Raw genomic sequence first — 13312 nt, forward strand, 5'->3', positions numbered from 1 at the left:
TTTTCGTTTTTTGATGTTTATATAATTTGTGGTAATCCTTTTTTGATCTCTTCTTTGATAAATGGTTGTGTATCCTCTTTTTCCAAAAGTTTTTTCATGGGTTCAGAGGCCATTTTTTCCTGAATCCTGACCAAATTTTTAATTATGGCTATTTGAACGCTTGGATTTTTTTCTTTTTCCAAAGCATCTACGAATGCCATTTTTACGAGCTCTGAGGTGGTAAAATTGGATAGCGCTTCTACGGCTGCCATGCGTACGTTGGTGTTTTCGTCCAAAAGCATTCGATCTGTCAAAGCTCTTAGAATATCCTCATCGGGTTCTGAAAACTCCTCAATATAATTGACACCCTGAATACGCTTGCTAGCAGATTGATTATCCATCAAAGAGAGCATGGCAGTTTCCTTTATTCGTAACGTTTCATTTTGTAATAGAGCGTATTCCAGCTCTGACTTTCTTGATTCCTGTAATCTTCCCATCATAAATGCTCCAATGAGCAATGCTACCCCGGCAGCTATTCGGTATATGGTCTTGAAAGAAAGGGTTTCAGTAGTTTTTTCATTGAACTGAACTACAGGATTTTGTTTCCTTTTTTCTTCTTCCAAGGCTTTTAGAAATTCAATTTCCACGTTCTTCGAAGGTTCTATAATTTTCTCCTCCTCAAAGGCTTTGGATAGACTTTCAAATTCTTGGAGTTCCCTTTTGCAATCTTCACAAACCTCGATATGTCCTTCCACCAATTTAATTTCCTCGGAGTCTAGGCTTCCTTCAAGGTACAGGGGTAATAGTGGTTCGATTTTTTCGTGCAATGCTTTCATAATTCATTCAAATAAATAGACTTTAATTTCTTTAAAGCTCTGCTAACTTTTGTTTTTATGGCACCTGGGGTACTTCCGGTGATTTCTGCCAATTCCTTATATTTTATTTCTTGAAACCTGTTTAAAACCGAAGTTCCCTATCAGATTCGTTCAACCTGGAAAGTGCTATTTGCAATTGGGAGTATTCCTCTGATTTATTATCATTCTCGGTCACCAGTTTAAAAGCAACATTTTCAATATCATCATGTATCCTACTCTTTTTAAAATGGGTCTTTAAACAGTTGCGTGCGATGGTGAATAGCCAAGAAACAAAACTTCCATTATTATAGGTTGACCTGTATTTCATGACCTTATAAAAGACCTCTTGGGTCAAATCCTCACTTAACATTCTATCTCCGCACATCTTATACAAGAAGTTAAAGACATGAACATGGTGCCTTTCAAAGAGAATCTTTAAAGTGTCCAGTTCGCCATTGGCTACCGATGTCATTAATTCTTCGTTGGTTAGTGCTTTCAAAAGGTGTTCTTTAGTTGATCCTTTGTCTTATATAGTCCGGAAATTACAAAAGGTTACACTTGGACATAAAAAAAATCGCTCTCACAGTGTAAAAGCGATTTTTTCTAGTAGATATAGGAATTGTTTAATTCTCTTTTTTTACCTCCGATGTGAATTCCTTTATGGCCATATTGGGTTCCATGATGGTATACCCTTTCCAAAATTCAGGGTCGTACTTGGGCATATATTGGGGCAGTACATCTTTCTTTTCGGTAAAGGAGTTGAAAGAACCTTCGGTTATGGGTTCAGTTTCAAATACCACCACTTCATATTTGTTCCTACCGTTAAAAGCAGCATCAATTTTTAAATGTAGTTCGTTCTGCTTCCTACGTCCTTTCACATTTTTGTTCTTTTCAATAATCTTTACGGGCCTTTTAAAACCTACCCTATTTCCTTTGGTGATTTCATAATAGCGTAGACTATACCTGCCATCAGCATCCTTGCCAAATAGAATGCTTCCCTTGGCGAGGTATTCATTTAGTGAAACTCCCAAGAGACTGAACTTTCTCAGCGGTTCCACGTTTTCAAAGTCCATTTTCACAAGGGCAAAATCATTGGCGTCTATGTAGAGCTTTCCTTGAAAATCTTCAGAGCGCTTTGGTTTAAAATCAATGACATATAAAGGCTTATCCCCAATATAGGTAAACTCTTCAAGGATAAGTTCGTACCTGTTGGGTTTCCACAATACATTATAGTCAGAATCTTCAAAGATGGGAAGATTTGTATATAGATTGGCAAGCGTCCTTCTTTTGTAGTTGGAGAAAAACTTCATACGTTCCGTGGTTTCCTCCAATTTCTTATTGAGCGATTCCACTTCATTTGAGTCGACCTCTTGTTCAAAAAGTTCCTCTGCATCCAACTTGGTTCCAAATAAGCCCGACTTCACTTTGAAATAGGAATCGGTTTTTACATTATTTTTAATGATATCATTAAACCTGTCTTCCAGGTTTTCAAGATCTAGTCGGCTTCTCTTATCATATAGTTCCGAAGCTTTTATAAGGTCCAGTTTCTGTTCGTCCTCATCATCGATCCCGTATAGGTCCCCAAGTACCTCGGTATAATAGGTGTCGTTGGCAGGAATGGATTGTAATACGCTATCCAAGAATTGCCTGTTCAGTGCAGGAATCGTAGATTCTTTAATTCGATAATCCGATTTTTCGATATAATTGGAATAAGATTCGCGCAGGAACAATCGCTTTTTAGTAAAGCCATTCTTGTAATTTTTTTCAAGGTTATCCTCTACCAATTCCGGAATTTCCTCAGGGGAGTAATTCTTGTTCGAAACGATTACCTCCCTTAGCTCTATAGCCTTTGGGCTCAATAGTATGGTATTGCCTGTAAACTCCCGTAGGGGTTTCCCAATAGATTCATAACCAATACAGGAAATGAAGAGAGAATCCGTTTCTTCAATAGTATCCTCTAACAAAAAACTGAATTTACCTTCCTCATTGGTAATAACCCCCTTATTGTTCAGAATAACGGTGGCATAAGGCACAGGTTGTTGTGTTGTACTATCTACAATAGTAGATGATACGTTTTGGGCGAACAAGAAATGACCAAAAAATACTGAAAGACCCCAAAAGATAATGGCTAGTGTTCTGTTCATAAAAGTTTGATAGGATTACAAACTAAAGTATCCAAATGTATAAAACCATGCCCTTTTGGATATTATTGTGAAATTTTTATTGTTCTATTAACAATGCGAATATATAAGGAGTACATAAAGAGGTGCTAATGACAACCACAATCATCTTGCCCACAAGCTTTATTGGCTTTTTTGCCATTGGAGAACAAATGTTTTGGTAAAATAAATTTATATGCCGGATAGCCCACAGAAATTGCCAAAGTAATATAGACCAATATGTGTTGTAGTATCTCCATTTATTTTAACATTTGATAAGCGATTAAGGCTATAATATAGGCAAATAGACTCATAAAAACCAATTGAAAGGTCGGCCATTTCCAAGAGTTGGTTTCCCTTTTAACAATCGCCAAAGTGCTCATGCACTGCATGGCAAATGCATAAAAAAGCAATAAGGAAATACCCGAGGCCAAATTGAACAAAGGTCTCTTGGTTACGGGGTTCACCTCTGCGGCCATTCTATTTTTTATGGTCTCTTCCTCATCATTACCAACGCTATAGATAGTGGCCAAAGTTCCGACAAAAACCTCCCTAGCAGCGAAGGAAGTCAATACTGCAATCCCAATTTTCCAGTCATAACCCAAAGGTTCCACTATGGGTTCAATAGCCTTGCCCATGTAGCCCATATATGAGTGCTCCAATTTATAGCTAGCAATCTCCTGATTCAAAGCTCGCTGTTCCAACACCTTGTTCATCCTTTGAACGGAATCCTGTAGAATGGTAGGCTGCATATCCCTATTCGCCAAGTCTTCTTGATATTGTCCTAGGTTATTGTTGATGTACGTTTTGCTGTAGGTAGAAAATCCATCTTTCTCCACCCTTTTTTCGACAATGGATTCCGCATTTTTGAAATCTTCGGAAAAGCCGTTGGAACCTAAGAACCAAAGGATAATAGAAATCGCCAAAATAATTTTTCCTGCCCCAAACACGAAACTCTTTGTCTTTTCCAAAACGGTATATCCCACATTTTTCAATAAGGGTAATTTATAGTTAGGGAGTTCAATGACAAAGAAGGATCTGCTTTTTATTTTCAGGATCTTGTTCAATACCATCGCAGATAAGATAGCGGCGGCAAATCCTAGAAGATAAAGGAGCATTAAGGTCAGGGCCTTAAAGCTGAGTCCCGTAAAATGCCCTTCCGGAATAACCAAGGCTATGATGATCAGGTACACTGGTAATCTAGCGGAACAGGTCGTAAAGGGTGTAACGAGAATAGTAATCAACCGCTCTTTCCAATTTTCTATAGTTCAGGTTGCCATAACCGCCGGAATGGCACAAGCGGTCCCTGAAATCAATGGCACCACACTTTTACCGCTAAGACCAAAGGGCCTCATAATCCGGTCCATTAAGAAGACCACTCTACTCATATATCCGGTTTCCTCCAAGAGGGAGATGAACAGGAAAAGAAAGGCAATTTGGGGTATAAAAATGACGATGCCACCAATACCGGCCAATACACCTTCCGCTATAAGATTGGTAAATACGCCGGGCGGTAAGGTGTCCTTTACCCATTCCGTGGCAGAGGCGAAAAACCCATCTATCATATCCATGGGATATTCACTCCAACCATAAATTGCTTGAAATATGGTGAGAAGAATAATAAAGAAAATAAGATAGCCTAAAATTTTATGGGTCAACACTTTATCCAGGGTCGCCCTAAAACCTTTGGCCGCGTTTATATCTACCTTATACGTCTCCTTTAAAATACCATTGATAAACTGATACCTTAGTATAGTTTCCTTTTGTTGAAGTCTTTTTAATTCTGATTTCGTTTTGGTGCTAAAAGAGGAAGCATCTTTGATCAGGTTTTTTTCTATAGGCATGAAGTTGACATCCTGCGTAATGACCAACCATAATTTATAGATGTCCTCCTTTGGAAACGTCTTTTTAAGTTTATCAAAATATTCAGGATCAATGACCGTAGTGTCTACATTAGGAGCTTTTGAAAGGCTTTTATAGTCTGCGATAAGATCTTTTAACCGTTCTATTCCCGTACCTTTTCGGGTACTTACCAATGCTATTTTGGCATTGAGTTTTTCTTCTAAAAGGGATATATCGATGCTAATACCTTTTCGAGTCATGCGATCGGCCATATTAATGACCAAAATGGCAGGAATCTTTAAATCCTTGATTTGGGTAAAAAGAAGCAGGTTTCGCTTTAGATTCTCAACATCCGAAATTACAAGTGCAACATCCGGATGGTCTTTGTCATTCTTGTTCAATAGAAGTTCAACGGCAACGCTCTCGTCCAAGGAGGTCGTGTTTAAGCTGTACGTACCAGGTAAGTCAATGATGTGTGCCCTTACACCCCTTGGAAGCTTACAGATTCCTTCCTTTTTTTCAACGGTAATGCCCGGATAATTACCAACTTTTTGGTTGAGACCGGTCAATTGATTGAACACAGAGGTTTTTCCGGTGTTGGGATTTCCAATAAGCGCTACATTGATTTGTTTACTCATAGCGACCTATCTTCATCAATAATCTCCAAGGCAATTTGCTCGGCAATTACACGCCTTATAGCAATATGGGAACCATTTACATTAATATAAATGGGGTCTTTGAGCGGGGCCACTTGAACCAATTCTACCTCGTTGCCCGGTAAACAACCTAATTCGCGAAGTTTAATGGGTAGTAAATCCTCAGTGAACTCTTTAATTATTCCTTTTTGACCTCTCTTTAAGCGCGCAACCGTTGTCTCCAATTCTTATTTAGATTCAATATAATTAAGCAAAAATAACGCAATTTTTATCATAAACAAGAATTATTGGGGGTATATCGGTTAGAGTGCTCTTTTATCAGGTATTATTTCTATTCCTTGTAATTGGATTTAAGTATTTTCAAATCCTCCAATAGTCTTTGAACTTCCTCCTCATCAGTGCCATCATAAAATCCTCTAATGCGTCTATTTTTATCGATTAGGATAAAGTTCTCCGTATGGATCATGTCATAGGGCCCACCATCCCCATCCGTTTTTACGGCCAAATAGGACTTGCGTGCCAATTCATAGATTTGTTTCTTGTCTCCCGTGACTAAATTCCATTTAGAATCATCTACCCCCTTTTCCAGGGCATATTTTTTTAATTGTGGGACGGTATCTATTTGCGGGGTAACGGAGTGGGAGAGTAGCATTACATCATCTCCTACCTTATCTTGGATAGCTGCCATATTTTTGGTCATAATAGGGCAAATGGTGGGGCAGGTAGTAAAGAAAAAATCCGCAATATAAATTTTGTCCCTGTAGTCTTCTTGGGTTATGGTATCGCCATTTTGGTTTACAAGGGAGAAGTCCGCAATGGTATGATACTTACGTATGTGCTGAATTTCTTCTGCAACCAATTCAGTATTCACCATGGCCGGAGTATAGATAGGAAGTGTTTTTTTAGGCTGAAGTGCATTATAAAAGAGGTATATTATCACTGCGGAGATACCCAACATGACCAATGCAAAAAACTTGAATCTTTCAAAGAAAGAGCGCATTTTCTTTTTTGGCAAAGGTACGGTAGTATGTTTTGGGATTCAAGTTTTTATCTAGGGAGGAAGCCAAAATATTCTTAAAAATAGAGAGTGTATAACGAGTTTCTTTTTTTAAGACTCCGTAAAACTGTACTTTTGTCCGATTTTAACTTTAGAAGACGTAAATGAGTCCCATTGCCATTAAGACTATCCAGTTTTTTTTAAGCCTTTCTTTATTGATTGTGCTTCATGAACTTGGACATTTTATACCCGCCAAGCTATTCAAGACCAGGGTAGAGAAATTTTATCTGTTTTTTGACGTAAAATTTTCCCTTTTTAAAAAGAAAATAGGCGAGACGGTATATGGTATTGGTTGGCTTCCTTTGGGCGGATATGTAAAGATTGCCGGTATGATAGATGAAAGTATGGATACTGAGGCAATGAAGGAGGAACCCAAACCCTGGGAGTTTAGAAGCAAACCGGCTTGGCAACGTTTGATTATCATGTTGGGTGGGGTTACGGTCAATTTTATACTGGCCGTCATCATTTACATAGGTATGGCCTTTTCTTACGGGGAGGAATATATACCTGCGGATAGTCTAAAGGATGGTTTTTTGGTTACGGAAAAGAATATAGGTGATGAATTAGGTATAAAAACTGGGGATTTGATTACCGCCGTAGATGGTGAAAAGGTGGAGAAATTTGGTTCCCTACCTTTGGAAATCATCAACGGTAATACGATTACGATTCAAAGGGACGGAAGAACTTTTGACCAGGAAATTCCGGTGGACTTTATCGCCACGTTATTGGAGGATGAAGATAGGGCGCGTTTTTTAAGTTTGAGAACTCCATTTGTAATACGCGAAGTACCGGAAGATTCACCCAATGCAACTATTGGTTTACAGCAAAGTGATGCCATTGTGGGCATTAACGGTACCCAAGTGGAATACCAGGATGAGGTCGTACCTATTTTAGAGCAGAACAAGGGAGGAAAAGTCCAGCTTACTATTAGGCGTGGCACTAGAACTTTTCCTGTTGAGGCAGAAGTAACTGAGGAAGGAAAACTTGGTGTTTTTGCGGGGTACAATAGTTTTGAGGAATATGCGGAAAACGGCTATTTTAAAATTCAAAAGGTAGACTATTCCTTCTTGGAGTCTATACCCGCGGGTATAGAAAAGGGCGTGAATACGCTAGGCGGCTATGTAAAACAGATGAAGAAGATTTTCAATCCTTCTACGGGCGCCTATAAGGGTGTTGGGGGATTTGCCGCTATTGGAGGTCTATTTCCTGATGGATGGGACTGGCCTGCATTTTGGAGCGCTACCGCTTTCATTTCCATTATTTTGGCCTTTATGAACATACTTCCCATTCCTGCTTTGGATGGGGGCCATGTAATGTTCCTACTGTATGAAATAGTTACAGGAAGAAAGCCAAGCGATAAGTTTTTGGAATACGCCCAAATGACCGGTTTCTTTTTACTGATCGCCTTATTGTTGTTTGCAAATGGCAACGATTTATACAAATGGTTATTTAAATAGAAAAACCACTTTTTTTTGTTTGGCAAAGTTTAAAAAAAATTTATATTTGCACCCGCTTTAAAGGACAAATACGGTATTTTCCTCCTTAGCTCAGTTGGTTAGAGCATCTGACTGTTAATCAGAGGTTCTTGGTTCGAGCCCAAGAGGGGGAGCTTTAAAATCAAGCAGTTACATAAAAATGTAGCTGCTTTTTTTATTTAGTGGCGTGCTTTTGGCGTGCTTTCTTCGAATTGAAAATTTAATATTTTACATTTTTGATTCGGACTATTTATTTGATATTCTGGTTAAGCATAAATATAAGTCTAGCCGTATTAAGTAAAAAGGATACTATTGAGCATAAGCCAATTCTAAATATTTATATCTATTTAAGGGTAATTTACAGGATTACGAGTTAAATTACATTCAATGATTCCCCATTTACAATAGGTAAGATGTTTAGAAACAGTTTCTTAAGGGTGTTTTTCTATCTAAGGAAGTTGGGTCTAATGCCCAGGGTCGCTATTGTTTTACTTTTTTTGGGCTGTATCGATCCCGTAGCACCTGAATATGAGTATGTGGACGGCCTTATGATTATCGAAGGGCTGGCCTCTTCCGAACCCGGCACTTCCTATGTCAATATCAATAGGACAAGTTCGGAGTTCGGAATCTACAGGAACATCTTTGAGCTAGGTGCCCAAGTACGTTTTATAAATTTGGAATCGGGGGAAGAAGTGATATTACAAGAACAACTGGATACTTATGTGCCCCCGGAAGATTTTGTTGTAGTTCCCGGTGAGACCTGGGAATTGAACATTCTCTTGGCCGATGGCAGGCGATATCGTTCCCTTCCCGAAACGGTACTACAACCAGTCCCGATTGTCGATATAAAAGCAACCTATGAAAAAGAGCTTCTTTTTAGGGAGGACTCACAAAAATTCGTTCCCGGTCATTCGGTTTCGGTTAGTTTTAACGATACTCCAAATGACAAGAATTATTATTTCACGGCGGTTTAGATCTTTTGAAAAGCTCTTTGTATGTGAAATATGTACAGGTGGTATTTTAAGAAATGGTATCTGCGTGGATGATTCCCGCGCACGCTTCTATCCCTACTTTACCTATCAATGTGATCAAGAGTGTTGGACCATTCGTTACAACGAGTCCATAGAGATATTCGATGATGAGTTCAATAACGGTAACTTGGTGAGCGACCTGCCTGTCGCGGATGTACTCCTTTATACGAACGAGGATATCCTGGTGTTCGTTGACCAATTGTCGTTGTCTTTCGATGCCTACCAGTATTATAGAAGACTTAAGGATATAGTTGACAATAACGGGAATTTTGATGCGCCCCCACCTTCTGCGGTGGTGGGAAATATCATCAACCCGAATGATGGGGACGAGATCATATTGGGTAGGTTTACCGCAACATCCACATCTACAGCATCCATTTTTATCGATCGGACAAATATTCTGGAGGAATCAGGTGGATCCTGCACCCAGCATTAGTGTAGAACCTAACCCACCGTTCAATCCCAATATAACCATAGCACCCTGTGTGGAAGGTAGATTTAGAACAGGAATTGAGCCCGAAGGCTGGATAGATAATTAGAATGGACATCAGAAGAGATGAATCGAAAACACCATCATGAGGAATAGCCCGCACTTCATTTTATATACCATATTTTTAATGGTAGGTATGGCAAGTGCCCGGACCAGGGAACTATCCTTTCAAATCATGGATGGGGCTTCTAAAACTCCCTTGGTCAATACTGAAATATCCATTTCCCCTTGTGGTTGCGGAGGTATATCCGATGACCGGGGGAGGTTTTCAATCGAACTTCCCGAGGCCGATTATCGTATTACAATTGCATATTTAGGTTTTGGTACGGAAGTGAGGGAGGTCCAACTGAACAAGGATACATTTCTCGGAAATAGAACTTTCAGAAAAGCAGGAAGCCCTCTCCGAGGTTATACTTAGAGCAAAACGTAATAATGATATCCTTACATTGCCACAAATGGGCGTAGTCAGGGTATCTTCCGAGAGAACTAAAAATGATTCCCTCGGCAGCGGGAGAAGTAGATCTGCTCCGCGCCATGGTCCTTCTTCCGGGAGTAAACAACGCAGGGGAGCTCAGTAACGGTCTTTCGGTCCGTGGAGGTTCTTTGGACCAAAACCTTGTCCTTTTGGATGATGCCCCCATATTCAACCCTACCCACTTGTTCGGGCTATTCTCAATTTTTACACCTGATGCAATTGCATCTTCGGACCTTTACAGGGCTAACATTCCATCCCGATACGGCGGGAGGGCAACGTCGGTACTTGATGTAAAGGTAAAGAATCCCTATGTGGACAAGTTAAGACTAAGTGGGGGGATAGGTCTTGTTTCAAGTAGATTGAACATTGAGACACCTATTATCAAGGATAAATTAATGCTTTTGGCAGGGGGAAGAGCAGGAGTGACGGATTTTCTTTTACCCATCTTTTCGGAGCGTCTTAAGAATACAAAAGCACGATTTTATGACGGAACCATAAAAGTTCTGTACCTGCCCACAGATAAGGACCAGGTAACACTGACAGGTTTTCTTTCCAAAGATTTCTATCAATTGGATCTGGTAACACCTATACAGAATATAAATGCGGAAAGCAATCAATATGATTTTAGGATCTTGAACGGCACCTTGAACTGGGCACATAGCTTTAACGACAATGCCAATCTAAAAACAGTTTTTGTAGCCGGCAACTATACCCCTAAAATCATATTTCCGGAGCGCGCTAGCGACAACGAGGTCAACTATGAATCTAATATCCAATACTATAGCTTTCTAACGGAGTATTCCAAAAAGCCAAGTACTACCTTGGACTATTATATCGGGGGTCAGGCCAATAGGTATGGGATCAGTCCGGGCGACCTTGACCCGGGCACGGCCGGCAATGTTTTGCCAGTTTCATTGGATAAGGAGACCAGTTATGAATTCGCAGGCTATGGTACTATCAATTGGTCGCCCAATGAACATGTTTCATTATCGGGGGGGCTTCGTTTTAACCATTATGTGTTGGTAGGTCCTATACGGAGAACACCTTCGACGATTCCAGCGGTGAATTATTGGAAGTGGTGGACTATGAAAAAGGAGATCGGGTCAAAGCATATAATGCCCTGGAACCCCGCTTGGGATTTAATCTAAAATTAGGAGACAGAACATCTTTAAAGGGTAGCTATGCCAGACTGAACCAATATCTTCAGAATATATATAATAGCACATCCCCGGTACCAACTTCCCGGTGGAAGACCTCGAACCCTTTTGTAAGGCCACAGGTAAGCGATAGCTACGGATTGGGAATTTACAAGAATATAAAGGATACTCGAATGGAGTTAGGTCTCGGAAGCCTATTATCGGGACGTGGCCAATGTTTTGACATATAAACCAGGAGCGAATTTCTTTCCGGGAGAAACCATCAATAGGGATTTGGTACAAGGTCAGGGCAAAGCCTATGGGGCCGAATTCAGTTTTAAAAAACCTGAGGGAAAGGTCAACGGCTGGTTCAACTATGCGTGGTCTAGAAGTAGGTTGCGCTCGGACATTGAGAGACCAGGCGATAGAATCAACAACAATGCCTGGTATCCGTCCGATTTTGACCGGACACATGTTCTGAACACTACCATCAACTTCGAATCAGACCCCTATAACACTTGGAGCTTTAATTTTACGGCCCAAACGGGCAGGCCATACACTGCCGCAAATGGCATCGTGGAAATAGAGGGAATCGAGACCCCTCTTTTTCCGGAGCGCAACAATGCGCGCTTGCCTACCTACCATCGCCTTGATTTCTCCTGGAATGTTGTGGGTACGAAAAGGGAAGGAAAAAGATGGAAGGGCGACTGGACATTTACCATTTACAATGTGTACGGGAGAAAAAATCCATACAGCATTTACTATAACCAAAGAAACGGCACGGAAAACGCAGATGTCTTTCTTAACAGTCCATTGAGGTCCTATGAACTTTCCATATTGAACAGTCCTCTTCTATCCCTTACATATAGTTTTGTGTTTCAGTAATTAGACAATTACCTTTTAGTTTTAGTAAATTGATACAAAAACCTACTTTCAAGTCCATCTAAACATGAAAACTTCATTAACAAAGATTGCCATTTTTATTTCTTTGCAGTTCTTTATTAGTCTATCCTGTTCTAGCGAGGAGGCACCTGAAATACCTGAAGGACTAGGGTTTTCTTGTTCCGATGGGATTCTTAACGGCAATGAGGTAATCGTCGATTGTGGAGGTGACTGTCCCGGGTTTTGTCCATTGGAATCCATTGGTATATTGGAGGGAGAACTGGTAAGCGACCTGCAACTGGACCCTGCTATTGAATATCGTCTCAGGGGTGCGTACCTCGTAAGAGATCGAGCCTCATTATCCATCCCTGCAGGTACGGTAATAAAGGCCGACCCAGGTGTCGGTGCTTATATTGCCGTCGCCCAAGGAGGAACCTTGAATGCATTTGGACAACCCGAAAACCCTGTCATATTAACCTCGGGTGCTGAAAATCCGGCACCAGGCGATTGGGGCGGTCTTGTAATCCATGGCAAGGCGCCCATAAATACAAGTGATTTGGGTAGATCTGACATATTGGACATTTTTTATGGAGGAAACGAATTGGAGGATACTTCCGGGGTCATTAATTATCTGAGGGTGGAATATGCAGGGGCGGAAAGCGATAACGAACAGAATTTTGATGCGGTGGCATTCTATGGTGTCGGCTCCTTTACAACGGTAACCCGGTTACAGACCTATAAAAGTCTAGGTAATGGCTTTCGTTTTGTTGGAGGTAATGTTAATGCATCATGGTTAGTGGCCAATGAACTTGGTGGGAACGGGGTAGAATTGAACAATGATTGGAGTGGTAACGGAGATTCTTGGTTTATATCCGGAATTACAAAAGCGGGCATAAAAATAACGAGTGATTCTGAAATTGGAATCGAGAACCCCATTGAAACGGATACTATTGTCAATGTCAGTATTATTAGTCCAGGGAATGAAGGAGGATTGAGTTTTGCCGTTGAAGGTGGCAACTATTATTCGGCCGATATTTTTATGTCCCAGTTAAATCTAGGCTTTAATATAGTTGGTGAGAAGGCCATGGAACAAGTGGACATGGGAAATCTTCAATTAGATTCCGTACAGTTTGACAGCCCGGCAATGAATTTTACCACAACCAATTACACTGGATCCAACACTTTCTTTTTTAATGAAGCCACCACGATGGGCGCTGGAAACGGAGCCTTGAAACCGGAATGGGCCCTTGGTTGGACCATTGGAATCGATTGAACG

General features: G+C 40.5%; 13 protein-coding genes, 1 tRNA gene and 1 pseudogene. 8 read left to right on the forward strand and 7 right to left on the reverse strand.

Annotation, left to right across the window (positions count from 1 at the left end):
- Nucleotides 1–17: 17 nt before the first annotated feature.
- The 7 genes and pseudogenes from NYZ99_RS00715 to NYZ99_RS00740 all read right to left on the reverse strand — a co-directional run bounded on the left by NYZ99_RS00715 (nt 18) and on the right by NYZ99_RS00740 (nt 6490).
- Nucleotides 18–815, reverse strand: coding sequence for a zf-HC2 domain-containing protein (locus NYZ99_RS00715; protein WP_260573045.1), 798 nt, complete (start codon nt 813–815; stop codon nt 18–20).
- A complete protein-coding gene (locus NYZ99_RS22635; RefSeq protein ID WP_420845156.1) occupies nt 812–907 on the reverse strand; it encodes a hypothetical protein in 96 nt (31 codons plus the stop codon). The genes NYZ99_RS00715 and NYZ99_RS22635 overlap by 4 nt, the downstream gene beginning before the upstream one ends.
- Nucleotides 908–936: 29 nt before the next feature.
- Nucleotides 937–1332, reverse strand: a complete 396-nt coding sequence (locus NYZ99_RS00720; RefSeq protein WP_260573046.1) for an RNA polymerase sigma factor — start codon at nt 1330–1332, stop codon at nt 937–939.
- A 124-nt stretch (nt 1333–1456) separates the two neighbouring features.
- Entirely contained in the window at nt 1457–2977 is a 1521-nt protein-coding gene (locus tag NYZ99_RS00725; protein ID WP_260573047.1) for a carboxypeptidase-like regulatory domain-containing protein, read from the reverse strand.
- Nucleotides 2978–3252: 275 nt separating this feature from the next.
- Nucleotides 3253–5472: pseudogene (feoB, locus tag NYZ99_RS00730) on the reverse strand (ferrous iron transport protein B).
- Complete coding sequence (locus tag NYZ99_RS00735; protein ID WP_260573049.1) at nt 5469–5714, reverse strand: FeoA family protein; 246 nt, start codon at nt 5712–5714, stop codon at nt 5469–5471. The pseudogene feoB and the gene NYZ99_RS00735 overlap by 4 nt, the downstream one beginning before the upstream one ends.
- Before the next feature lie 107 nt (nt 5715–5821).
- Nucleotides 5822–6490 carry an SCO family protein gene (locus NYZ99_RS00740; RefSeq protein WP_260573050.1) on the reverse strand — a complete coding sequence of 223 codons (669 nt, stop codon included), beginning with the start codon at nt 6488–6490 and terminating at the stop codon, nt 5822–5824.
- Between the two features lie 161 nt (nt 6491–6651).
- Here NYZ99_RS00740 and rseP point away from each other — a divergent pair, with 161 nt between their 5' ends.
- The 8 genes from rseP to NYZ99_RS00780 all read left to right on the forward strand — a co-directional run bounded on the left by rseP (nt 6652) and on the right by NYZ99_RS00780 (nt 13309).
- The gene (gene rseP, locus NYZ99_RS00745; protein WP_260573051.1) at nt 6652–8004 is read left to right on the forward strand and encodes an RIP metalloprotease RseP; all 1353 of its coding nucleotides are present in this window, start codon (nt 6652–6654) and stop codon (nt 8002–8004) included.
- A gap of 79 nt (nt 8005–8083) precedes the next feature.
- Nucleotides 8084–8156, forward strand: a tRNA-Asn gene (locus NYZ99_RS00750).
- A gap of 279 nt (nt 8157–8435) precedes the next feature.
- Nucleotides 8436–8996, forward strand: a complete 561-nt coding sequence (locus NYZ99_RS00755) for a DUF4249 domain-containing protein (RefSeq protein ID WP_260573052.1) — start codon at nt 8436–8438, stop codon at nt 8994–8996.
- Complete coding sequence (locus NYZ99_RS00760; protein ID WP_260573053.1) at nt 8965–9489, forward strand: DUF4249 family protein; 525 nt, start codon at nt 8965–8967, stop codon at nt 9487–9489. The genes NYZ99_RS00755 and NYZ99_RS00760 overlap by 32 nt, the downstream gene beginning before the upstream one ends.
- A gap of 139 nt (nt 9490–9628) precedes the next feature.
- Nucleotides 9629–9961, forward strand: coding sequence for a carboxypeptidase-like regulatory domain-containing protein (locus NYZ99_RS00765; RefSeq protein ID WP_260573054.1), 333 nt, complete (start codon nt 9629–9631; stop codon nt 9959–9961).
- Between the two features lie 74 nt (nt 9962–10035).
- Entirely contained in the window at nt 10036–11166 is a 1131-nt protein-coding gene (locus NYZ99_RS00770; RefSeq protein ID WP_260573055.1) for a TonB-dependent receptor plug domain-containing protein, read from the forward strand.
- Between the two features lie 216 nt (nt 11167–11382).
- Nucleotides 11383–12039 (forward strand): hypothetical protein, encoded by a 657-nt coding sequence (locus NYZ99_RS00775; protein ID WP_260573056.1) that lies wholly within the window; start codon nt 11383–11385, stop codon nt 12037–12039.
- Nucleotides 12040–12103: 64 nt separating this feature from the next.
- The gene (locus NYZ99_RS00780; RefSeq protein ID WP_260573057.1) at nt 12104–13309 is read left to right on the forward strand and encodes a hypothetical protein; all 1206 of its coding nucleotides are present in this window, start codon (nt 12104–12106) and stop codon (nt 13307–13309) included.
- Nucleotides 13310–13312: the final 3 nt, after the last annotated feature.

This window comes from Maribacter litopenaei (assembly GCF_025244665.1).
GTDB lineage: Bacteria > Bacteroidota > Bacteroidia > Flavobacteriales > Flavobacteriaceae > Maribacter > Maribacter litopenaei.

What these genes read in the sequence shown, in the direction of transcription:
- NYZ99_RS00770 (WP_260573055.1), top strand. Translation starts at nt 10,036, where the DNA reads ATGATTCCCTCGGCAGCGGGAGAAGTAGATCTGCTCCGCGCCATGGTC.
- NYZ99_RS00755 (WP_260573052.1), top strand. Translation starts at nt 8,436, where the DNA reads ATGTTTAGAAACAGTTTCTTAAGGGTGTTTTTCTATCTAAGGAAGTTG.
- NYZ99_RS00765 (WP_260573054.1), top strand. Translation starts at nt 9,629, where the DNA reads ATGAGGAATAGCCCGCACTTCATTTTATATACCATATTTTTAATGGTA.
- NYZ99_RS00725 (WP_260573047.1), bottom strand. Translation starts at nt 2,977, where the DNA reads ATGAACAGAACACTAGCCATTATCTTTTGGGGTCTTTCAGTATTTTTT.
- NYZ99_RS00715 (WP_260573045.1), bottom strand. Translation starts at nt 815, where the DNA reads ATGAAAGCATTGCACGAAAAAATCGAACCACTATTACCCCTGTACCTT.
- NYZ99_RS00760 (WP_260573053.1), top strand. Translation starts at nt 8,965, where the DNA reads ATGACAAGAATTATTATTTCACGGCGGTTTAGATCTTTTGAAAAGCTC.
- NYZ99_RS00780 (WP_260573057.1), top strand. Translation starts at nt 12,104, where the DNA reads ATGAAAACTTCATTAACAAAGATTGCCATTTTTATTTCTTTGCAGTTC.
- NYZ99_RS00740 (WP_260573050.1), bottom strand. Translation starts at nt 6,490, where the DNA reads ATGCGCTCTTTCTTTGAAAGATTCAAGTTTTTTGCATTGGTCATGTTG.
- rseP (WP_260573051.1), top strand. Translation starts at nt 6,652, where the DNA reads ATGAGTCCCATTGCCATTAAGACTATCCAGTTTTTTTTAAGCCTTTCT.